This is a genomic window from Arthrobacter sp. FB24 (genome assembly GCF_000196235.1).
Lineage (GTDB): Bacteria > Actinomycetota > Actinomycetes > Actinomycetales > Micrococcaceae > Arthrobacter.
In genome coordinates, this window is record NC_008541.1 from 3,905,866 (window position 1) to 3,926,982 (window position 21,117).

18 protein-coding genes are annotated in these 21,117 nt (G+C 67.5%); 6 read left to right on the forward strand and 12 right to left on the reverse strand.

Features of this window, described 5'->3' with window-relative positions:
- The first annotated feature begins 66 nt into the window (after positions 1 to 66).
- The 4 genes from ARTH_RS23605 (at position 67) to ARTH_RS17620 (ending at position 3,680) form a co-directional block, all read left to right on the forward strand.
- On the forward strand, positions 67 to 243 hold the full coding sequence (locus ARTH_RS23605) for a CsbD family protein (RefSeq protein ID WP_011693297.1): 177 nt from the start codon (positions 67 to 69) through the stop codon (positions 241 to 243).
- A gap of 183 nt (positions 244 to 426) precedes the next feature.
- Positions 427 to 1,374: an ABC transporter ATP-binding protein gene (locus ARTH_RS17610; protein WP_011693298.1), complete on the forward strand. Its 948-nt coding sequence runs from the start codon at positions 427 to 429 to the stop codon at positions 1,372 to 1,374.
- A gap of 2 nt (positions 1,375 to 1,376) precedes the next feature.
- The gene (locus ARTH_RS17615) at positions 1,377 to 2,669 is read left to right on the forward strand and encodes an ABC transporter permease (protein WP_011693299.1); all 1,293 of its coding nucleotides are present in this window, start codon (positions 1,377 to 1,379) and stop codon (positions 2,667 to 2,669) included.
- Between the two features lie 27 nt (positions 2,670 to 2,696).
- Positions 2,697 to 3,680 carry a CapA family protein gene (locus ARTH_RS17620; protein WP_011693300.1) on the forward strand — a complete coding sequence of 328 codons (984 nt, stop codon included), beginning with the start codon at positions 2,697 to 2,699 and terminating at the stop codon, positions 3,678 to 3,680.
- On the opposite strand, the gene ARTH_RS17625 is transcribed toward ARTH_RS17620, so the two are convergent.
- The 11 genes from ARTH_RS17625 to ARTH_RS17675 form a co-directional block, all read right to left on the reverse strand.
- Positions 3,677 to 3,883, reverse strand: coding sequence for a hypothetical protein (locus ARTH_RS17625; RefSeq protein WP_011693998.1), 207 nt, complete (start codon positions 3,881 to 3,883; stop codon positions 3,677 to 3,679). The two genes, ARTH_RS17620 and ARTH_RS17625, sit on opposite strands and share 4 nt — an antisense overlap.
- 138 nt (positions 3,884 to 4,021) lie before the next feature.
- The gene (locus ARTH_RS17630; RefSeq protein ID WP_011693301.1) at positions 4,022 to 4,759 is read right to left on the reverse strand and encodes a hypothetical protein; all 738 of its coding nucleotides are present in this window, start codon (positions 4,757 to 4,759) and stop codon (positions 4,022 to 4,024) included.
- A gap of 29 nt (positions 4,760 to 4,788) precedes the next feature.
- Positions 4,789 to 5,667 carry a CPBP family intramembrane glutamic endopeptidase gene (locus tag ARTH_RS17635; RefSeq protein WP_011693302.1) on the reverse strand — a complete coding sequence of 293 codons (879 nt, stop codon included), beginning with the start codon at positions 5,665 to 5,667 and terminating at the stop codon, positions 4,789 to 4,791.
- 100 nt (positions 5,668 to 5,767) lie between these two features.
- Positions 5,768 to 8,476, reverse strand: a complete 2,709-nt coding sequence (mgtA, locus tag ARTH_RS17640) for a magnesium-translocating P-type ATPase (protein WP_043430030.1) — start codon at positions 8,474 to 8,476, stop codon at positions 5,768 to 5,770.
- A 16-nt stretch (positions 8,477 to 8,492) separates the two neighbouring features.
- Positions 8,493 to 10,586: a S8 family serine peptidase gene (locus ARTH_RS17645; RefSeq protein WP_011693304.1), complete on the reverse strand. Its 2,094-nt coding sequence runs from the start codon at positions 10,584 to 10,586 to the stop codon at positions 8,493 to 8,495.
- 130 nt (positions 10,587 to 10,716) lie between these two features.
- Positions 10,717 to 12,588 carry an FAD-dependent oxidoreductase gene (locus ARTH_RS17650; protein ID WP_011693305.1) on the reverse strand — a complete coding sequence of 624 codons (1,872 nt, stop codon included), beginning with the start codon at positions 12,586 to 12,588 and terminating at the stop codon, positions 10,717 to 10,719.
- Between the two features lie 118 nt (positions 12,589 to 12,706).
- Positions 12,707 to 13,543, reverse strand: a complete 837-nt coding sequence (locus ARTH_RS17655; RefSeq protein ID WP_011693306.1) for a sugar phosphate isomerase/epimerase family protein — start codon at positions 13,541 to 13,543, stop codon at positions 12,707 to 12,709.
- Positions 13,540 to 15,591 (reverse strand): FAD-dependent oxidoreductase, encoded by a 2,052-nt coding sequence (locus ARTH_RS17660; protein WP_011693307.1) that lies wholly within the window; start codon positions 15,589 to 15,591, stop codon positions 13,540 to 13,542. Before ARTH_RS17660 ends, ARTH_RS17655 begins: the two co-directional genes overlap by 4 nt.
- Before the next feature lie 9 nt (positions 15,592 to 15,600).
- Positions 15,601 to 16,764, reverse strand: a complete 1,164-nt coding sequence (locus tag ARTH_RS17665; protein ID WP_011693308.1) for a Gfo/Idh/MocA family protein — start codon at positions 16,762 to 16,764, stop codon at positions 15,601 to 15,603.
- 83 nt (positions 16,765 to 16,847) lie between these two features.
- The gene (locus ARTH_RS17670) at positions 16,848 to 18,254 is read right to left on the reverse strand and encodes an MFS transporter (RefSeq protein ID WP_011693309.1); all 1,407 of its coding nucleotides are present in this window, start codon (positions 18,252 to 18,254) and stop codon (positions 16,848 to 16,850) included.
- A gap of 219 nt (positions 18,255 to 18,473) precedes the next feature.
- Positions 18,474 to 19,304: an IclR family transcriptional regulator gene (locus ARTH_RS17675; RefSeq protein ID WP_011693310.1), complete on the reverse strand. Its 831-nt coding sequence runs from the start codon at positions 19,302 to 19,304 to the stop codon at positions 18,474 to 18,476.
- A gap of 489 nt (positions 19,305 to 19,793) precedes the next feature.
- Here ARTH_RS17675 and ARTH_RS17680 point away from each other — a divergent pair, with 489 nt between their 5' ends.
- Complete coding sequence (locus tag ARTH_RS17680) at positions 19,794 to 20,024, forward strand: hypothetical protein (RefSeq protein ID WP_052309724.1); 231 nt, start codon at positions 19,794 to 19,796, stop codon at positions 20,022 to 20,024.
- A 110-nt stretch (positions 20,025 to 20,134) separates the two neighbouring features.
- Positions 20,135 to 20,374, forward strand: a complete 240-nt coding sequence (locus ARTH_RS17685; protein ID WP_011693312.1) for a hypothetical protein — start codon at positions 20,135 to 20,137, stop codon at positions 20,372 to 20,374.
- A gap of 90 nt (positions 20,375 to 20,464) precedes the next feature.
- Here the strand turns inward: ARTH_RS17685 and ARTH_RS17690 are convergent, their stop codons facing one another.
- Complete coding sequence (locus tag ARTH_RS17690; RefSeq protein WP_011693313.1) at positions 20,465 to 21,031, reverse strand: type 1 glutamine amidotransferase domain-containing protein; 567 nt, start codon at positions 21,029 to 21,031, stop codon at positions 20,465 to 20,467.
- Positions 21,032 to 21,117: the final 86 nt, after the last annotated feature.

Genomic DNA, 21,117 nt, shown 5'->3' on the forward strand with positions numbered 1-21,117 from the left:
TAGGGTGGAGGGGCAACGGTTGGCATCCGCCCGCCTGCGACTGATCAACTGATTGAGGAAACAAACATGGGTTTGGGCGACAAGATCAAGAACGCTGCCGAGAAAGCAATCGGCGAGGCCAAGGAAGCACTGGGCAAGCTGACCAACAACAGCAAGCTTGAGACCGAGGGCAAGATTGATCAGGGCACGGCAGATGCGAAGCACGCAGCCGAGGACGTCAAGGACACCATCAACGACAAGTAGTCGTTACCCGATGGCCGGGGCGCGGAACCTTCCGTGTCCCGGCCATTTGGTGTCCGGGACACGGCTTGCCGGGACCTTCGCCCCTTCCATTTGAGGGCGTCCGCGACCAGTCTTGTCACATGGCAGCCTGCCCCGGGGGGAACCGACAACGGCGGGCAATGATCGGTACAGGCGGCGACAGCCATGGACGAGCCAGTGGTGCATATCAGCGGTTTCCGGATGGACTTCGCGGACACCACCGTGGTCCGCGACCTGTCCTTCGATGTCCGGGCCGGCGAGACGTTCGGGTTCCTGGGCAGCAACGGCTCGGGCAAGACCACCACCATCCGCGCCCTCCTGGGCCTCTACGAACCCACGGCCGGGGTCCTCCACATCAACGGCCGGCCCTTCAAACCCGAGCACGGCAGCAGGCTGGGCTATCTTCCGGAGGAACGCGGGCTCTACAAGAAGGAAAAGGTCATGGACGTCATGACCTACTTCGGCCGGCTCAAGGGAATGGACCGGCATTCGGCGCGGCAGTGGTCCCTGGCCTACCTCGACCGGGTGGACCTGGCCGGCAAGGCCGCCACCCAGGTGGACAAGCTCTCCAGCGGCGAGCAGCAAAAAGTCCAGCTCGGCGTCACCATCATGAACCGTCCGGAGCTCCTCATCCTCGATGAGCCCACCAAGGGCTTCGACCCCGTGAACCGCCGGCTGCTGATGGACATCATCGGGGAACAGAAGAACGACGGCGCCACGGTGGTCATGGTGACCCACCAGATGGAGGAGGTGGAGCGGCTTTGCGACCGCATCATCCTCCTGAAAGACGGCACGTCCGAGGCCTACGGCACCATCGATGAGGTGCAGAACAAATACGGCGGCCGGATCGTCCGTATCCGGCATGCCGGGCCCATACCTCCTTCACCCCATTACGAGGTGACGCTGGAGGAGACCAACTATGCGGAGCTCTCCATCACGGACGACAGCGACGAAGCGGCCATCCTGCGGGAACTCATGGACGCCGGCCTGGTCATCCGCAGCTTCACCACCACCAAAATCTCGATGGAGGACATCTTCATCCGCGTGTACGGGGACCGCACCCAGCCGCCGTCGTCCGTTCCCGGGCGCGCAGCCGCAGAGCGGGGTGCCTAGCCATGGCACAGCACAACCTTGGAACGGTCATCAGCTTCGAATTCGTGCGCACCGTCACCAAGGTGCGCTTCTGGATCGGCACGCTGTCCGTGCCCGTCATCATGGCGGTGGTGTTCGGGATGATCTTCCTCAGCAACACCAGCACCAGCACTGCCGCCGAGGCCCAGAAGAACGCCCAGTTCAGCATCTCCTACCTGGACGCCTCCGGCCTCATCACACCCGCCGACGCGGCCGCATTCGGCGCCGTTCCCGCGGCCTCGTCCGACGCCGGGATCCGGGCCGTGCAGTCCGGCGCCGTCGATGCCTACTTCGAGTTCCCCGCGCACCCCGAGACCACTGCGGTGAAGGCGTACGGCGCGGACCGGGGACTGTTCGAGAACGGCAAGTACGCCGCCGTCGCGCAGGCCATGCTGGCCCGCGCTGTGGCAGTCAAAATCGGCTCGCCCCAACTGTCCAGCCTTGCGTCGGGGTCGGCGCAGGTGGACACCGTCACCTACCAGGGGTCCGAGGTGTCCGGCGGCATGAATTCCGTGATCCCGCCGATGGCATTCCTGGTGGTTTTCTACGGACTGGTGGTGCTCCTTGCCGGGCAGATGCTGAACTCCACCCTGGAGGAGAAGGAGAACAGGGTCACCGAAATGATCCTGACAACGCTCAAGCCCACCACCCTCATCACCGGAAAGGTGCTGGCCCTGTTCATGGTGGGCCTGGTGCAGGTGGCCGTTTTCGCGTCCCCCATCCTGATCGGCGCCCTTTTCTATCGTGACGCCATGCGCATCCCCGAGTTTGACGCGTCGCAGCTCGTCTTCGACCCCCTGCGCATGACCGTCGGCCTGCTCATCCTCGTGGGCGGCTTCGCCCTGTTCACCACCACCCTGGTGGCCATCGGCGCCGTGATGCCCACCGCCAAGGAAGCCGGGAACTTCATGGGCGTGATGATCGCCCTGATCTTTATTCCGTTCTACTCCGTCAGCCTGGTGGTCTCCGAGCCGCACTCCCCGATCGTGCAGGTGTTCACCTACTTCCCGTTCTCCGCCCCGGTTACCGCGCTGCTACGGAACGCCTTCGGCTCACTGAACATCGTGGAGGCAGCCGTCGTGATCGCCGTCCTCTACATCGGGGCCGCCCTGATGCTCCGGATGGCCGTGCGGCTCTTCCAATACGGGTCCATCTCCTACACCTCGAAGGTCAGCATCAGGACCGCCCTCAAAGCTGGATCCCGGCATGCCGTGGCCGGCCCCGCGAAGCACCCGTCAGAGACGCACCCGTCAGAGACGCACGCGGCGGAGCAGTAGGCGGCGGAAAGGGGCGGGAGGCAGACCATGCGCCTGATATTCCTGGGTGACGTGATGCTGGGCCGCCTGGTGAACCGGCAGCTCAGGACCGTCCCGCCTGCCTTCCCCTGGGGCGATACCCTCCCCGTCCTGGCACAGGGGGACATCCGGTTCGCCAACCTCGAATGCGTCCTGGCCGACGGCGGGACGCCGCAACCGGGGAAAGTGTTCCATTTCCGCTCGGACGCCCGCAACGCGGCCGTCCTGGCCGCGGCGGGCATCGACGCCGTATCGCTTGCCAACAACCATGTGCTCGACTACGGGGCGGACGCCTTCCGGGAGACGCTGCCGGCGCTGGAACGCAGCGGAATCCTGCACGCCGGCGCGGGGCCGGACCTGGAGGCCGCGCAAAGGCCGGCGATCAGGCGGGCGGGTCCGGCCGCCGTCGGGCTCATCGCCTTCACGGACAACCAGCCGGACTGGGAGGCGGGTCCGGACCGCCCCGGGGTGTATTACGTGCCGGTGGCCGGGCGGCAGCAGGACGACAGAAGGGTCCATGACCTGCTGGCGCTGGTCCGCCGCACCAAGGCCAGGGCCGATCTGCTGGTGGTTTCGGCGCACTGGGGCGGCAACTGGGGAGCCGATGTGCCCTCCGGCCACCGGGACCTGGGACGGGCGCTGGTGGATGCCGGGGCCGACGTCGTGTTCGGACATTCGGCGCATATCTTCCGCGGCGTGGAACTCTACCGCGGCCGGCCCCTCATCTACAGCGCCGGCGACTTCATTGACGACTATGCCGTGGACCCCGGCGAGCGCAACGACCAGTCGTTCATCTTCTGCATGGAAACCGCAGGGATCTCGCCTGCCCGGCTGCAGCTCCATCCAACGGTCATCGCCGGGTTCCAGGCGCAACTGGCCGGTAGGGGCGCACGCCACATCGCCATGCGGATGAAGGGACTCTGCGCGCAGCTGGGAACGCAGAGCCGATGGATCGACGAATCGAACGTGCTGGAAATACCGGTGGACAGTTAGTCCCGTTTGTCCCGATCGGTGAATTCCTCATCGAGGTCGTAGTGCCTGAATTCGGTCTCCGGATTCGGTTCGCCCTCGGCCACGTATTCATAGTCCAGTTGGCGCTGGACCTGGCTGTCGAGGATCTGAAGATCCTTGTCCTCGACTTTGGTGAGGTCTTCCGGAAACTCGTCTTCCGGGGTGAGATGCAGCTTCTCGGTCATTTAGTGCCTCTCTTGGCCAGGAACTGGGTGCTGTTCTGGCAGCATCCTGGCAGTCCCCAGAATATCCGCACCTGGCGGCGGACGGAAGTCTGGCCGGCGCACGACTAGGCGGCGGACGGAAGTCTGGCCGGCGCACGACTAGCCGGCGGAGGACCGGGCCCGGGTCTTTCCGTGTTCCTCCCTCCGCCATGCCGAGGCGAAGAGCCCGCCGGTCCATCCGAGGACCAGCACAATGCCGGCCAGGGTGGGCAGGGTATTGGACACCGAGAAGCCCTCGGCGCCGATGATCCAGCCCTGGGCCAGGTAGGCCGCACCGGAGAGCACCATCAGGTACCCGATGACTCGGGAGATCCTGTGCGTGGCGGCGACTGAGATGCCGACGAGGATGAGCGCCGCTCCCAACATGAAGCTCTGGTAGCTCCGGACTCCCCACTCAAGCCACCGGATGTCCTCCGCGGCCGCGAAGCGCAGGGCTTTCTCCCCCTCGGCAGCGCCTGCCCAGGCATCCACGGCATGTTTGAGGGCCACGCCGTCCACGCCCTGCAGGACGCCGTAGAGCGCCAATGCTGCGACGGCTGCCGCAGCTCCCAGCCGGACTGTCCAGGCCGCCCGCCCGTGCCGCACGTTGAGGGCGTAGGCCAGCACCAGCAGTCCGCAGAGGATCAGCGCCATGCCGAGGAACTGCCCGAGGTGGACCGCAATCCAGATGTCACTGGCCGCATATTCGGCGAACGTCGCGGGGTGGTCGTTGGCGCTGGCCGCATCCGGGTGCTGGAGTCCGGACAGCAGCGACACAAGGACGCCGGCGAAGAGCAGCGTGGCGGACAGCCGCAGCTCGGGTCGGCGCAGCACGCCGTCGTCCGGGGAATCGTCCATGGCACTTGGTCCCTTCCGTCAGATCGCAGTTAGGGGTTTGCGGCCCGGAGCGGCCGGATCCGCCGCCGGCGCAGGGCATGTCCGCTGCTGCCCTGGCCGGTGGTCCGGGACCTCACGGCGAGGTACGCCGCGACCGCCGCTGTCAGCACCACCACCGCCGGGATGAACTGCCACCAGTCCACCGTGTCCATGCCTTGGGACGCATTCATGGACCCGTGCAGGAGTCCGAGAACCAGGATGCTTCCGCCGGTTCCAACAAAGACCATACCCAGTAGGTAACGCGCTATGGCGGCGAAGCCGAAAAGGACGGCCCACGAGAGGGCAACGTCCGCCCAGGGCGTGGCGGCGAACCCGCGCTGCGCGAAAGCCTGGGGCAGATGGATCAGAGCGAACGGTACGGCCGTCAGCAGGGAGCCTGCGAGCACGCCCTTCCGGTCCATCAACCGCCGCTGAACCACTCCCGCCCAGGCCAGTTCCTCCCAGACGTTGCCCAGCAGGGCGCCGATCACCACGGCCTTCAGCAGATACAGCCCTGCGGTTGACGCCCACGTGCTGCCGGGCTCGCGGAGGGTACCGGTCACGACGGCGGTCAGCAGCGTCAGGACCGGCAGCGCCAGCAACGCGATGACGTACCAGCCGGCAGCCACGCGCCAACGGACAACCCCGGCGAAGAGTCGCCTGACGCCGGCGCGGCCTTCGGCCGCCGCCGTCACGAGGACCGCGGTCCCCAGCAGGACCAGCAGTTCCACCAGGAGTCCGGGAGTGATGTCCTGCAGCAGGACGATGGCCAGGGCCTGCGCCAGCCAGGCCAACGGGATGGCGAGGATCAGGAAAGCGGCAACAGGGTGCGCGGCTATCCGGGAGCGGATGCTTCCCGCGGACTCCGGTGCATGCGATTCACCACTCATGATGCGCCTCGGATCCAGGCCAAATCACCAGATGCTATCAGCTGCAGAGTACGCCGGTTGCAGCGCTGAATCCATGGTCTCCCGTGCGGGCGCCCGCCCGTCAGCGACCATGGGTGGTCCTGGCCTTCCGCTTCCGCCCGCCGCGGACCAGCTGTCCGCGCAGGGGGCGGGCTACCGGGGTGCTGAAACGGGCCGCGCGGCGGGAAATATGGTGCGTGGACCGCCGTCGCGGAATGACGGCCGGCCGGACCGGAGGCTGCTGGGCTGTGCGGGCAAAGAACCAGCTCTTGGCGAATTCGACCATGACCAGGTACACCACCGTCATGCCAAGCAGCGCCAGGAAGAAAGGCGTGGGCAGCGGGTCGAACCCCAAAACACCGGCCAGCGGAGACAGCGGGAGGAAGATACCCAGTGCCACCACGCCAAGGGATGCGCCCAGCAGGCCGGCCGAGGGCCTGCTCCGCAGGAAAGGAACCCGCCGGGTGCGGATGGCAAAAATGATCAGTGTTTGCGTGGCGATCGATTCGATGAACCAGCCCGCCCGGAATTCGCCGGGCACCGCGTTGAACGCGAACAGCATCAGGGCGAAGGTGGCGAAATCGAACACGGAGCTGATGGGGCCGAAGAGGAGCATAAAACGCCGGATGAAGCCGATGTTCCAGTGCGACGGGGCCAGCAGCTGTTCCTTGTCCACGCGGTCGCCCGGGATCGCCAGCTGGCCGGTGTCGTAGAGCAGGTTGTTCAGCAGGATCTGCCCGGGCAGCATCGGCAGGAAGCTCAGGAAGACGGAGGCCGTGGCGGCACTGAACATGTTGCCGAAGTTACTCGAGGTTCCCATCAGCACGTACTTGATGGTGTTGGCGAAAATCCTCCGCCCTTCCATCACCCCCTCCGCCAGCACGCCCAGGTCTTTGTCCAGCAGGACAACGTCGGCGGCATCCTTGGCCACATCCGTGGCGCTGTCCACGGAGATGCCGATGTCCGCCGCGTGCAGGGCCAGCGCGTCATTGACGCCGTCGCCCATGAACCCGACGGACCCCCCGCTTTGGCGCAGCAGGCGGATGATCCGGGCCTTCTGCTCCGGCGAGACACGAGCGAAGATGCTGGCCTCGCGGGCCGCCGCGGCCAGTTCTGAGTCCGAGAGGGCTTCCACCTCGGCGCCGGTGAGCGTGCCGCCGGAGAGCACCCCGAGCTCGTCACAGACCTTCTCGGCAACCTTGGCGTTGTCCCCGGTGGCGATCTTAACCGTGATGCCGAGCGTTTCAAGCTGGTCCAGTGAAGCCCTGGCGTTTGCTTTGGGCCGGTCCAGGAAGACCAGCAGCCCCTCCAGGACCAGGTCCTTCTCGTCGGGGGGTTCAATCGACGTCATTCCGCCGGCGGCCCGGCTGGCGACGGCCACCACGCGGGATCCCGCGTTGAACTGTTCGTCCAGCATCGCCTGCACGCCTGCCGGGGTGTCCACGCAGAGCGCCAGGACATCTTCCGGCGAGCCCTTGGTGACCAGCCGCGCCGCTGCGCCGTCCTCGCTGACCAGCACGCTGGTCCGGCGGCGCAGGTGGTCAAAATCAATGACGTCGAGCCGTTCGTAGCGGTCCGGCTGGAATCCGGCCGCGTCGGCGGAGGCCCAGAGCGCCATGTCCAGCGGGTTTAGTCCCACCGTGGACACCTTCGCTTCCGTGTACTCCGCTTCCGTGGCGAGAAGTCCCAGCGTCAACAGGGCGCCCGGGGATACGCCGTCCCTGGCGGGCAACGCTGCAGTGAAGCTGATCCTGCCTTCGGTGAGCGTGCCGGTCTTATCCGTGACCAGCACGTCCATGTCCCCGAGGTCCTCAATGCACACCAGCCGCTTGACCAGCACTTTGCGTTTGGCCAGCTGGCGGGTACCCGTGGCCAGGCTGGTGCTCACGACGGCCGGCAACAGCTGCGGGGTGATTCCGACGGCGATGGCCAGCGAGAACAGCAGGGATTCAATGACAGGCCGCTGCAACAGGAGGTTGGCGATGAAGATCAGCGAGGTGAGAACAATGGCCACCTGCAGCAGCAGGTAGGAGAAACGCTTCAGGCCGAGCTGGAACTCGGTCTGCGGCTGCCGCTCACCGAGCCCCAGGGCGATCCTTCCGAATTCGGCCCGCCCGCCCGTGGCCACCACCACCCCTGTGCAGCTCCCCGATTGGACCACGGTCCCCATGAACAGGCAGGACGTCAGGTCCGCGAGCGCAACGGCACCGGTGACTGGTGCAGGGTCTTTGCTGACGGGCAGGGATTCGCCGGTCAGGATGCTTTCGTCGCAGAGCAGGTCTTTGGCCGTCAGCAACCTGATGTCAGCCGGGATGATCGCACCGATGGCCAGATGCACGACGTCGCCGGGCACCAGCGTGGTGACGCCGACTTCGTCCATGGTCCCGTCGCGGAGAACCGCCGCCAGGTGGGTGACGCGGGAGTGCAGCGCCTCGGCGGCGCGTTCGGCCCGGAACTCGTTGGTAAAGCCCAGACCGACGCTGACAAGCAGGATCACACCGATCACGATGGAGTTTGTGGCATCCCCCAGGAAGAGCGACAGCCCGGCAGTGATGGCGAGAAGGATCAGGATGGGGCTGCCTAGTTGCCGCCCCAGCACAGACCATCCGCTGGCTTGATGCGTCCGCACGGCGTTGGGGCCCACGGCAGCCAGCCGTTTGGCGGCTTCCCCGCTGGCCAGCCCCCCGCTGCCGGATTCCAACTGGTCCAGGACCTCTTCCACGGGAAGCTGCGCGGCGTGCGCCATCGTCACTTTCCCGGGTAACTGCTCCTGGACGTGGGAGTCCGGCACGTGGAGTTCCGGCACGCTAGGACAGCCGCCAAACGTAGGCGTAGGGCTGCGGGAACTGCGTGATCCGGAAAGCCCTGACCACGATCCTGGCCTGGCCGGGCGGCATGCCCGTCCAGAGCACCTGTTCCACGTTGTTGCGGCGGTCGAAGCCGGCGGTCGTTCCTGAATTTCCGTGGCGCTCGCTGCCGTCGGCTGCCAGCACAATGAGGTCGAGGTCGTTCTGCAGCTGCGGGCCGGGCGGATCGGACCACACGAGGGTGATCTTCAGCGTCACCCCGGCTGCGGTCAGCGCCGGTTCCGCGGCCGGGCCCCGGTTCCGCCTCCCTTTGGCAGCAACCTTCGGGACTTCCTCAGGGATGTCGATGGTGAAGGAGTCCTCCTGCCCCTGCTCCAGCGGTCCCCCTTCGCCCAGGCCGGCGTTGCCGGGCTGCCCGGGCAGGACCACGGACCGGGCCAGGTTGACCCGGCCCCACCCGGAGTTCCCGTTCGGCGATTCCCCGGCCTCACTGGGGTTGTACTGTCCGGGCAGGACGTCGGCGCCATTGACCAGGAGGGCTTTGACCAGGGCCGCACTTGGCGAGTTGAGGCCGTTCTTCACCAAGGTCTCGCGCAGAACCGCGGCGCAGCCGGCCACCAGCGGGGTGGCCATGGAAGTTCCGGAGTCGAAGAAGAACAGCGGATCGGTGGAGGTGCCGAAGGTGTTGCCCATCGGAGCGTTCCGCGAGAGCGTGGACAGGATGCTGGTTCCCGGCGCCACGACGTCGGGCTTGATGCGGCCCTCCTTGGTGGGCCCGCGGCTGGAGAAGGCCACCATCCCGTCCGGGTTGTTGGCCTGCTTGTCCCGCTTGACGGGATTCGCGGGGAAATCTCCGGGCCAGTAGGTGCCGTAGGACGGCGTGAACTCCTTGCGGAGGCTTTCGCTGGCGCCCACGGTGATGCAGTTCTTCGCAGCGGACTGGGAACCGATGGAGTTCGAGTCCACCGTGCCGTCGCTGTTGCCGTCCACGCCGTCATTCCCCGCCGCAAAGCAGATCACCTGGTCCGGGTGGTTCCACACGAATTCGTCGATCTCCCGCGAACTCGCATCGTACGGAAGGTTGAGTCCGGGCACGCCCCAGGAATTCGTGTGTACGCGTGCGCCGTCGTCGTACGTCTTTTGGAAGAGGTCGTTGAGATTGACCGGGATGCCGCCCAGGCCGCCGTTGGGGTCGAGGAGGCTCTGCAGGATCAGCAGGGCCTCCGGCGCCGTGCCCTCAATCGCTCCGCCCATGGTGGCCGAGTTTCCCCGGCCCAGCACCGAGCCGGCCACGTGCGTCCCGTGGCCATGCGGGTCGTCTGCCTTGTCCGGTGCCGTGCGGCCCAATGCGTAGAGTGTCTGGACCCGTCCGGTGAATGCCGGGTGCGGGTTGGCGGCGTCTCCGGTGTCAAAGCCGGTGTCCGCTACGGCCACCACCTCGCCGGCGCCGCGGTATGTTGTCCCGTTGAGCTGAACGTCGGCGTTCAGGATCTCCCGGGCCACGTTGTTGAAGAGCTGGCGCTCGCGGACCGGATGGATCTCGCGGATCTCATCGATGGCGGCAAGTTCCGGGAGCTGGCCGACCGACGTGGTGATGCGCAGCTTGCCCGGGGTCACCGCGACGGCGTCGGGCTCCACCCTGGCGGCGGCGGCCACCCGGGCGATCAGCTCCGGTCCGGCCTCGATGCCCGGGTGCAGGAGCAGGTCCACTCTTTCCAGCCGCCGGTCCGGATGCGGTTCATGGTCCGCCAGGGACCGGACATTGCCCGTGTCCGCGCTGCGCGGCAGCAGGGGCGGCGGGATCTTGAAAACGCGGGAGTAAACGTCCGCCCAGCTCACGAACGGCAGGGCGCGCACCCGGTTCAGGTCCGCCGGCGGGAACGCCGCCAGGTAGGTGTTGTCCGAGACGTATTCCTGCATCTCGACGTCGATGCCGGCAAGTTCCGCACGCTGTTCCGCTGTCAGCGGCTCGGCGGTCTGGATGAGGATGTGGTCCGACTCCGAGGCGTCCTCGGCAACCAGCCCGGCGTCACGCAGGGCCCGGTTCTGTTTGATCGGATCAATGGTGATGCCGTTGATGGTTATTTCAGACATGGAATTGTGCCCCCTGGCGCGCCGCCGGAAACAGCCTCGGCACCCGGCGGCCGCGTGCGTTCTAGAAGGAGACCCGGGCCCCCGCCGAGCGGGGGCCCCGGAAGGTGAGCGTCAGCTTACGCTCGGCACCCTAGGCGGTCAACGCCGCATGGGTAGCCGGCGGCGCAGCGGGCCCGGCAGCAGGTCCCTCCGGCGTCGCCTGCGCCACATTGATGTCGTCCTCATACGCGCCGGCCCCGGCCAGGTCCCTGCCGGCGATGTAGCCGAAGGTGAGGGCCGGTCCCAGGTTGATGCCGCCCGCGGGGTAGTGCCCGCCCATCACGTTGGCCTGGTCGTTGCCCGCAACGTAGAGACCTTCGATCGGCCGGCCGTGGTTGTCCAGGACTCGGCTGCGGCCGTCCGCCTCCAGACCGGCGAAGGTGCCGAAGCTGCCGGGAACCACGCGGACGGCGTAATAGGGCCCCTTCTCAATCGGGGCCAGCGACGGATTGGGCCGGTTGCCCGCGTCGCCGCCGTAGCGGTTGAAGGCTGTCTCGCCGCGCCCGAAGTCCGGGTCCACGCCGTCGCGGGCGTTGCGGTTGAACTCCTCCACGGTGGCTTTGAGGCCGCCGGGGTCGATCCCGCACTTTGCGGCGAGTTCCTCGATGGTGCGCCCCTTCTTGAGGTAGCCGGAGCGCAGATACGGGAACAGCGGGACCGGCAGCGGCTTGGCCATGCCCAGCGGGAATTTCCGGACGAACCGGCTGTCCGCGATCTGCCACGACTCTGCGGTGCCGCCCGCGGGCGTGGCCGCCATCAGGGCGGCAACATAGTCGTAGTAGCCGTTGGCCTCGTTGACGAAGCGTTTGCCGTTCGCGAGGACGCCGATGCTGCCCGGCTTGGCGCGGTCCATGATGTGCGGGAAGGTGCCCGTGCGGCCGTTGCGGTAAGGCACCAGCGAGACGGGGCACCACGCCGCGGCGGACTTCACGTCGGTCTTGAACCGGGCGCCCACGGCCTGGGCCAGGCTGATGCCGTCGCCGCTGGTTTCCGCGGGGGCCAGCGTCCAGTGTTCGCGGCCGGTGGGAGTGTGGGGAAACAGCTCTTTCCGGCGCTGGATGTCGTGGGGGAAGCCGCCTGCGGCGAGCACGACGCCGCGCGCCGCGTTGATCTGCAGCTCACCGTCCGGGGAACCGACGACGGCGCCGGTCACCTTGCCTGTGTTGTCGGTGAGAAGCCGTTTAGCGGGCGTGGAGACGCGGAGGTCCACGCCCAGGTCGTCAGCGGATTTCAGGAGGCGCCCGGTGAGGGCAGTGCCGTTGACCAGCTGCATGTTGCGCCGGTGGATCAGCAGGTCCAGGAGGTGGAGGCCCAGGCGCCAGCCGGCGTGGAAGATGCCTTTGAGGTTTCCCTGCGAGGCGGAAAGGAACAAGCTGAGGTCCGGTCCGGCCATGATGCCCATGCCCAGGAAGGACGTCTCGTAGAGCTGGTGGCGCATCTTGGCCCGGAGTTCCGGGCGGATCCGGCGTGCGTTGATGGGTTTGGGCCCCACCGAGCGGTTGCCGGTGCCTGCGCCCGGTACCTTGCCGTAGATGTCATTGATCCTGGCTCCCGGGACGAACTGAAGGGACGTCTTGTCCTGGAAGAACCCCACCATGTGCGGCACGGCCTCGAGGAAGGCGTCCACCTTGTCCGCCTGGTACTCCTCCCCCAGCGTGTGGCGCAGATAGGTTCGGAAGGTTTCCTTGTCCTCGTTGACGCCGGCCGCCTTGGCGAGTGGGTTGCCGGGGCTCCAGGCCCAGCCTCCGGACCAGGACGTGGCCCCGCCGCAGACTTCGGCCTTTTCCACCACGATGACTTTGAGGCCGTGGTAGGCGGCGGTGACGGCGGCGGATAATCCGCCGGCACCGGATCCCACCACCAGGACATCGCAGTCCAGGGCGGGAAGCCGGTGGTCCTGTTCCGGTGTGGAAGCCGGTGCCTGTGTCGAGTCCGGCATTGCCGAATCGGTGCTCGCGTTCATGGGGTTCTCCATTTGTGGTTCTTTCGGTGTCTCGTAGTGTCCGTAGCTTGGGCCAGCCCGATCAGCGGAACGTGGATGCCGGGGGCGAGCTCCGTCGTCGTGCTTTCCTGCACCGTGCTCATTTGGACCCCGCTTCCTGGAGGTCCTCCGCTGCCGCCAGCACGGCGTCGGCAGCGGCCTTCAGTGCCCGGGCCCAGCCCTGCTCGCCGAGTTGGGCAACCCTCCGGTCCGACGGCGTTTCCACGCTGACCGGTGTCCCGGCGGGGAAGGCGGCTACCAGTGCGGCGAGATCGAAGGCGCCCTCGCCGGGAACGCCGCGTTCAGAGCGGGACTCGGCCACGAGTTCCTCGCGGCTGGCGGGCCGCTGTACCGGGCCGTCGCAGAGCTGCAGCAGCGGGACAAGGTCCACGCTGGCTGCCAGCTGCTCGAAAGTGCCGCCGAAGCGGTTGAAGTGCAGGGCGTCCACCACGATGTTGCAGCCGGCTGCACGGGCCAGCTCCGCGGCGGCGGGGATGGAATGTACCGCCTGGTAGGAGATCGGTTCCAGCGTGGGCACGATGCCAAAGTCCCGGCCGTCCTCCGTCATCCGGGCCAGGGTGTCTGCCAGCCGGGCGGTGTCCGCATCGGCGCCGGCAACGGTCAGCGAGCCGGCGCCCAGCGCGTGGCCTGCTTCCATCATCCGCAGCCAGGCCTCGCGCTGCTCGCTGCCGTCCAGGAGCAGGAACTCGATGTCCTTCACCGCCACCCCGGTGTCCCGCATCCGGGCCAGGGTTTCCTTCAGCATGGGCGATCCGGGGTGCAGGTCGTAGGCCCGCTCGGCGGCGGTGACCGGCCGCACGCGGGCGCCGATGAAATCGAAGCCCGCTTCTGCGGCGATGGTCACGAGGTCCGGCGGCGCGGTCCCCACGAGGGACAGCTGGGCGAGGCCCACCTGGCGGCGTGCCTGCGTGGTCATGATGCTGCTCCGTTCAGGGAAAGATTCGCTTGATCTCGGCGGGCTCGATCAGCAGAGGGGCGGGCGGCCAGCGCAGCTGCCACGCGCTGGGCTGCGTCGTAGCCGCTCTTCACGGCGTTGGAGGCGATGGCCGGGGTCCGGTCCACCACTGTGCCGGCGAGGGTCACGGGAACTCCGGCCGCGAAGCTCAGTGCGGCATCGCGCTCACGGGCAGGCACGGAGCCGTCCAGCGGGGCAACCGAACGGGAGACCAGCAGGGGCCCCGGGGCGTCCAGCCATTCGCCGCTGCTGAGCCGGACGCGGGCGCCGTCGTATGCCTCGATGCTCACTCCGAGCCGGATCCGGACCCGGGGGTTCTCCTCGAGCCGCGGCACGGCCAGGATCTTTGCGCGCCGGCCCGATTCGGGCGCGATGACCTCCTGCCGCCCTACGAGCAGCACGGCGGTGCCGCGGTCCGCCAGGGTGTCCGCCACGCTCATGGCCACGGAGTCGGCACCCCAGATGGTCACGGTCCCGGGGATCTCCGAACCGTCCAGAACGCGCGGGTGGGCGGCAAGCCACTCGCGGATGTCCAGGACGTTCGGGGAATCCCCGCCGGGAAACCCGGCGGCCGGGCGCAGCCCGCCCGTGGCCAGCACGACGGCGTCGGCGCCGGTTTCCCGGACGAGCGCGGCGACGTCGTCGGTGTCCACGTGCGTGCCGGGCCGGACCTCGACGCCGAGCCGTGCGTTCTCCTCCGCCGACCATTCGGCGAAGCGGTGGAAGTCCGGGGTGGACTTCATGCGCTCGGCGAGGGCGAACTGGCCTCCGGGGCGGGCGCCGTCGTCGAGCACGGTCACCTGCGCACCGGCTTCGGCGAGTTCACGGGCGGCGGTGAGGCCGGCCGGACCGGCGCCCACCACCACTATGCGGGAGCCTTCCCGGACGGCGGGCGTGGGGACAGGGACGCGGGAGCGGCCGACGGCAGGGTTGACGGTGCAGGTCACCTGGCCGAGCCCCAGGTTGTCGATGCAGACGTTGCAGGCGATGCACGGGCGGTACCGCTCGTCGTGAAGGACGCCGCCAACGAAGGCGGGGTCGGCATGGATGGCGCGTGCCAGGCTGACGTAGTCGCAGGTGCCCTCGCTGAGGACCTCCTCGATGATGGCCGCGGAGTTCAGCCGGCCGGCCATGCCCAGGGGGAGGCCGAAGCGGCGGTAAGCCTTGGCGTAATCGGCCAGGATGCCGGGCTTCCACTCGCCCGGCTGCACGATCCATTCGCCTGCCTCATAGCTGCCGGCGGAGATGTCCAGGAAGTCGAGGTGCTCGAGGTGGGCCTTGGCGACGATCTCCAGCTGCCGGTCAGCGGTGATGCCGTCCGCCGGGCCCTCCACCACGGAGACGCGCATGCCGACGATGGCATCGGGAGCGGCGTGCCGGACTTGGTCGATCACCAGGTTCATGAAGCGTTCCGGTGCGGCGAATTCGTCCGTGCGGCGGTTGGAGACCGGGGACATGAACTGATGGATCAGGTAGCCGTGCGCGCCGTGGATGTTGATGACGTCGAAGCCGGCTTGCACCGCGCGGCGGGCGGCCTGCCCGTACGCGTCCACGAGGTCGTGGCACTCCCCGGCGGTGAGCTCGCGCGGCACCTCGCCGCCGGCCACCTCGCACGGCACCGGCGACGGCGCCAGGTTCTTGAACCCGGACACCGCGGCCTGCGCGGTGCGGCCGCCATGGTTGATTTCGACGGCGGCGAGGGCGCCCTCGGCGTGCAGGGCGTCCGTGAGTCTGCGCAGGCCCGGGACCATGGCATCGTTGTGCAGTCCCAGCTGGTGGGTGCGGCCCTTGCCGTCGGCGCGGACGTAGGTGGCCTCGGTGGTCACCATACCCAGTCCGGCCCTGGCACGGGTTACGAGGTAATCGATGTATTGCTCGGTGATGCGGCCGTCCGTGGTGCCGTAGTTGCGTTCCATCGGAGCGGACGCCAGCCGGTTACGGAGGGTCCGCGGTGTGCGGCCGTTGCGTCCGAGGGTCAGCGGGCGGGCTGCGTAGCGTTCGGTGGTCATGGGCCTTCCCTAGCGTGCGGCCGCAGTGCGGCTGGTGAGTTGAACTGCCGGTGCCTCCGGCGCGGAGTGCCGGCCGGTGATGTCCGGTGGCTCCACGGCGGCGAAGCGGACCGGGACGCCGGTCCGGGAGGATTCGTAGACGGCCAGCAGGATGCGCAGCGCCTTGGTGGCGTCCTCGCCCGTGATGGCCGGTTCGGTGCCGTTTTCCAGCGCGGCCACGAAGTCGCGGACCTGGCTGGTGTGGTGCGGAATGAGCTGGCCGTTGATGGAGGCCAGGTCCACGTTGGGGCGGACGCCGGCCGGGTGGACGGCTTCCGTGCTGATGGTCTCGCCGACGGCCCACAGGTCCAACCGGCCGTCGCTGCCCTCGGGGAACTCGGTGAGGGAAGCCGACGCGCCGGTCTCGCCGGTGATCCGGATCTGCACGCCCAGGCTGGGCGAGACCGCCGTCGAGGCTTCCAGCGTTGCCATGGCCCCCGAGGTGAACGTCAGGACGGCCGTGGCGGAGTCCTCCACCTCGATGTGGGCGCCGTGCTTGTAGCTGTTGATCCTGCCGTAGACCTCGGCGATGTCCCCCATGAACCACTGCAGCAGGTCGATGTAGTGGATGGCCTGCGTCATCAGCACGCCGCCGCCGTCGTTGGCCCAGGTTCCCCGCCAGGCGTCCTTGGAGTAGTACTCGGGTTCGCGGTGCAGCATCACCGAGCACTGGCCCATCACCGGGCGGCCCAGCGTTCCGTCGTCGATCGCCTTACGGATCCGCTGGGCGCCAGGCCAGAAGCGGCGCTGGAAGAGCACGCCCAGCTTCACGCCGGCGTCGGCGCAGGCAGCGGTCATCCGCTCGGCGGAGGGCAGGTCGGTTGAGATGGGCTTCTCGCAGAGCACGTGGACGCCGGCGGCGGCCGCCTGCAGCACCACTTCCTCGTGGGTGGGGTGCGGCGTGCAGACCGAGATGATGTCCACGCCGAGGTCCAGCAGTTCGCCCACCGTGCTCACGGCGTTCGGCACATCCCAGGACTCGGCAGTGGCACGGGCCCGGTCCAGGTCGATGTCGCAGACCCCGACGATCCGGACGTTGGCCAGGGAGCCGAAGGCCTCAAGGTGGTTGCGGGAAATGGCGCCGCAGCCGACGATGCCGACGCGGAAGGTGCGGGCGGATACTGATGGAGTCACGGGAGGATCAACTTTCTGGTGCGTGGATGCGGGCCGCCAGCCGGGCGGCCAAGCGGGCGGGGCGCTGGGCACAAACTGGTGCGTTAGGCGGAAACGCGGCGCTTCCGGGGCAGGCCGAGCTCTTCGAGCGGGGTCCTGTGGGTTTCCTTCGCCGTCGCAATGGCGATCGCGGAGACCGCCAGGCAGACCACCGTGAAGCTGGCCACCGGGATCCAGCCGCCGGGGCCGGGCTGTGCGAGGACCGTGGCGATGACGGGGGCGAACCCGGTGAGGATCAGTCCCACCTGGCTGCCGATGGCCATGCCCGAGTAGCGGACCGCTGCGGGGAACATCTCGGGGAAGAAGACCGTCCAGACGCCGTTCCAGCAGGAGTAGAACACGCTCATGTTCAGGAAGCCGAAAACGAAGATCAGGGGGACGTTGTGCTCGCTGATGGCCCAGAAGTAGCCGAACGAGGTGACAGCGCAGCCAAGGGCGCCCACCAGGAGCACCTTCTTGCGGCCGAACTTGTCCGAGATGATGCCGGCCAGCGGGATGGTGAACATGGACAGGCCAATGGTGACGGCGTTGACGGTGAGCATCAACGTCCGGTCCAGCCCGATGGAGCTTCCCGTGGCGTAGGCCAGGGCGTAGACAGTGAAAGTGGTCTGCATGACGGAGAACAGCATGACGAGGGCTACCCGCAGGACGTCGCGCCACTGGGTTTTCAGTACTTCGGCCGCGGGCATGCCCTTGGGCTTGGCCGGATCTACGGCTTCTTCGAAGACCGGCGGTTCCTCCAGCCGGGTGCGGATCCAGTAGGCGACGCCGAGGACCACAACGGAGAGCCAGAACGGGATGCGCCAGCCCCAACTGAGCAGCTGGTCTTCGGGGAGGGCCGCCAGCGGGATGAAGACCACGGTGGAGAGCACCATGCCGGAGGCGTAGCCGGTCATGACGAAGCTGGTGAAGAAGCCGCGGCGGCCTTCCGGGGAGTGTTCCATGGTGAGGGTGGATGCGCCGGCGGCTTCGGCACCCGCCGAGAAGCCCTGGGCCAGGCGGCCAACCAGGAGCAGGGCCGTGGCCCAGTAGCCTATTTGGCCGTAGGTGGGCAGGAAGCCGATGCCGATGGACGCGACGCCCATGATCACCAGCGTGATCATGAGGGCCTGCTTACGGCCCACCTTGTCACCGAAGTGGCTCATCACGATGCCGCCGAGCGGCCGGGCCAGGTAACCGACGCCGAAGGTGGCCATCGCTCCAAGCAGTGCCACCACGGGGTCGCCGCCGGGGAAGAAGATCTTGGGGAAGACCAGCGCTGCCGCGGTGCCGTAGATGAAGAAATCGTAGTACTCCAGGGTGGAACCCAGGAACGAGGCCAGCGCCGCTTTCCTGGGCATCTTGGCCGGACGGATTTCGGCCTGGTTTTGGATGTCCGGTTCCAGGACGTCGCCGCGCAGGACGGCAGTCTCCCGGACGTCAAGTGCCGGGGGTTCTTGGACAAGTCCCATTAGTGTCTCCTCATCGAGTTCACGGGCTAAGTGTGGTGGGAGCCGGCGCCACAATGCGGCGGCACGGTCCGTAAGAGTTCTCGCGGCCGGCGTCCTGTTCAGGGCCGGACTTCCGGGTGCCCGTTGGCGGTGGCTTGCGTGGCTCCCTGACTCAAAACTGTATGAGCGGCATCACGACAGACAGCGGTCAATCCCATTCAACGGGACGGTGGCGGATGCTTAGATGTTCGCGTCCCGGGCGTCCGCGGACTGGCGGCCCGTCTCGAGCCAGGGCCGGGTGCCGTACGGCCGGCGCTCCGCACCCATCGTTCGGGAGAGGCCGCGGCCCGCGGCCACCAGGACCGGGAGGATCACCTGGGGCTTCTCGTCAGCGGTGGGGACGACGACGGCGATCGCACCGATCACGCTATTGCCCTCACCAAACACAGGCACGGAGTACGCGGTGTTTTCGGGGACCAGGACGCCGGCCAGCCGGACGTAGCCCCGCTCGCGGATCAGGGCCAGGTGCGCGCGGATCTTGACGGGATCCGTTTCCGTAGCGGGCGTGGTCTTCTGCAGCGGGCCCGCCAGGAAACGCTCCTGGACGTGGCGGGGCATGTGGGCCATCATGGCGAGGCCCGATGACGTGTTGTGGATGTCCAGCCGGCCGGCGACGTCGGCGAGGTTCAGCACTGTGCCGTGCCGGTCAAGCCGCTCAAGGTACAGGACACTGCCGGATTCCACGTCGGGGACGGACAGGGAAACGTTCTCGCGGACGGCCGCGTGGACGCCTTCCAGGAAGGGAAGCCCGCGGCGCCGGAACTCTTCGAGGGGGTTGCTGCGCGAGGCGAGCTCCCACATTTTTACGCCTACGCCGTAGTCCCCGTCAGCGCCGCGGTTGAGCAGCCCGCTGTCCACCAGGCCGCCTGCCAGGCGGTGGGCGGTGCTGCTGGACATCCCGGTGATGCGGACCAGCTCAGCGAGCGTCAGCCGCGGATTCCCCCGGGAGAAGGCGTCCAGGATTTTCACCACGCGCTGGATGACGGACTCCCCCGATGCGGAGTTCGCCATGGTCCCTCCCGGTTGCGCCAGCTGTTGTCCTGCCAATATATCCCCCTGCCGGCAGGACCGCGGACGCGTGGAAGTAGCCCAGGACCGAGCAAAGCCGCACGCGGATACGAACCCCCGGAGCGGGCCATCAAGGGAACACCGCCGGGAGGAACTACGTGGAGCTGCGGCTGATCGGGGAACGCCGCGGCAAGGGGCCGACGGACAAACGTGTGATGCAGGACACACGGGAAATTCCACTGAAATGATTGCCTTGCGGCCCGGCTGTCCGCCACACTAAGGGTGGATCCGCAGGAACGACACAACGTTCCCGGTCCCTCCGCCGGAAGCTTCGCACCGGCCCCGCCCCATCACAGAATGCCGGGCCCCCTCGAATTATCTCCAGCCTCAACCGGCGCTACTTTTGTCCTCGGCAATTTTGTCCAAGGAACACCCCTCACCAAATCCGCCCTCAGAGGCCTACCGCCCCGTCATCGCGAAAGAGAGCACCCCATGATCAAGCACCACTCGGACATCCTGCTGGAAATCATTGCCCACGACCCCGCAACCATCGAAAACGACCTCAACAGTGCGGTGGACATCGCCCTCCGGCACGCCATGCAGGAGCGGCGCCACGGTGTGCTGGTCACCCAGACCGGCTTCTCCAGTTACACCGTGGCCGTCAGCCGCGACGTTCCCTACGGCGAAACCCGCGAACTGCGGCAATGGGCTTCCATGGCATAGGGCAGCAGCGGAGGCGCCTGTACTCGCTTCCCGCCCGCCTGTAGCGTGGGAAAGTCAGTGCACTTTCTACACGCTCGTGCAGTCAGACACCGCAAGACGAGGAGTAGTCAATGAGCACGGAACACAACGAGCCCCAAGACATCGTGAGCGACGGCGTCGAGGACGGAACAAGACCAGTGCCGAGGGAGGAGCCGGCGGACCGCAGCTCCGGCCGCCACGCAGCCTCCGGCCCCGCTGATGGCGGCCCGGCCGGCTCAGGAGGCACCAGGCCTCCGGGACCGGCCGAGGAACAGAACAGCGAAACCGCGGACGACCGGGGCCTCACCACGGAACCCAGCTCCAGCGACTGACCCGGGTGACAGAAGAAGAGAGGCCCGACGGCGGCAATTGCCGCCGTCGGGCCTCTCTTCTTCTGTGGTCACGCAGTTGCTGCGCGACGGTCAGGCAGTCTGGCCGGCGTGCTCGCCTTCCTCGATCTCCTCGAGCAGTTTGTCGTTGAAGGCGTTGAGGTCGCCGGGGTGCCTGCTGGTCACGAACCCCTGGTCCACCACCACTTCCGCGTCACTCCAGTCCGCACCGGCGTTCTTCAGGTCGGTCTGGAGCGTGTGGTACGAGGTCAGCTTGCGCCCGCGGACCACTCCGGCGTCGATCAGCAGCCACGGGCCGTGGCAGATGGAGGCCACGGGCTTGTGCTGCTCAAAGAAGCTGCGGGCAAAGGCCTGGGCGTCCTTGTCCACGCGAAGGTGGTCGGCGTTGACCACACCGCCGGGGATGACCAGGGCGTGAAAATCGGAGGCATTGGCCTCCGCCACCGTGATGTCGACGTCGAAGGTCTCGCCTTTTTCGGTGCCGTCGTAACCCTGCAGCTTTCCCGCCTTGGGCGCGACGAGCGTGGGCTCGCCGCCGGCTTCCTTCACGGCATTCCAAGGGCTGGTGAGCTCCACCTGTTCCACGCCGTCGGTCAGCAGGAACGCAACCTTCTTGCCTGCAATATTGTGCGCTGACATATGTCCTCCTCTTGCCGGATTCCTTACGGGTTTAACACTAGGAACCCCGGAAATAATAAGCAAGCTGATAATCCTGCTGCGCCGGA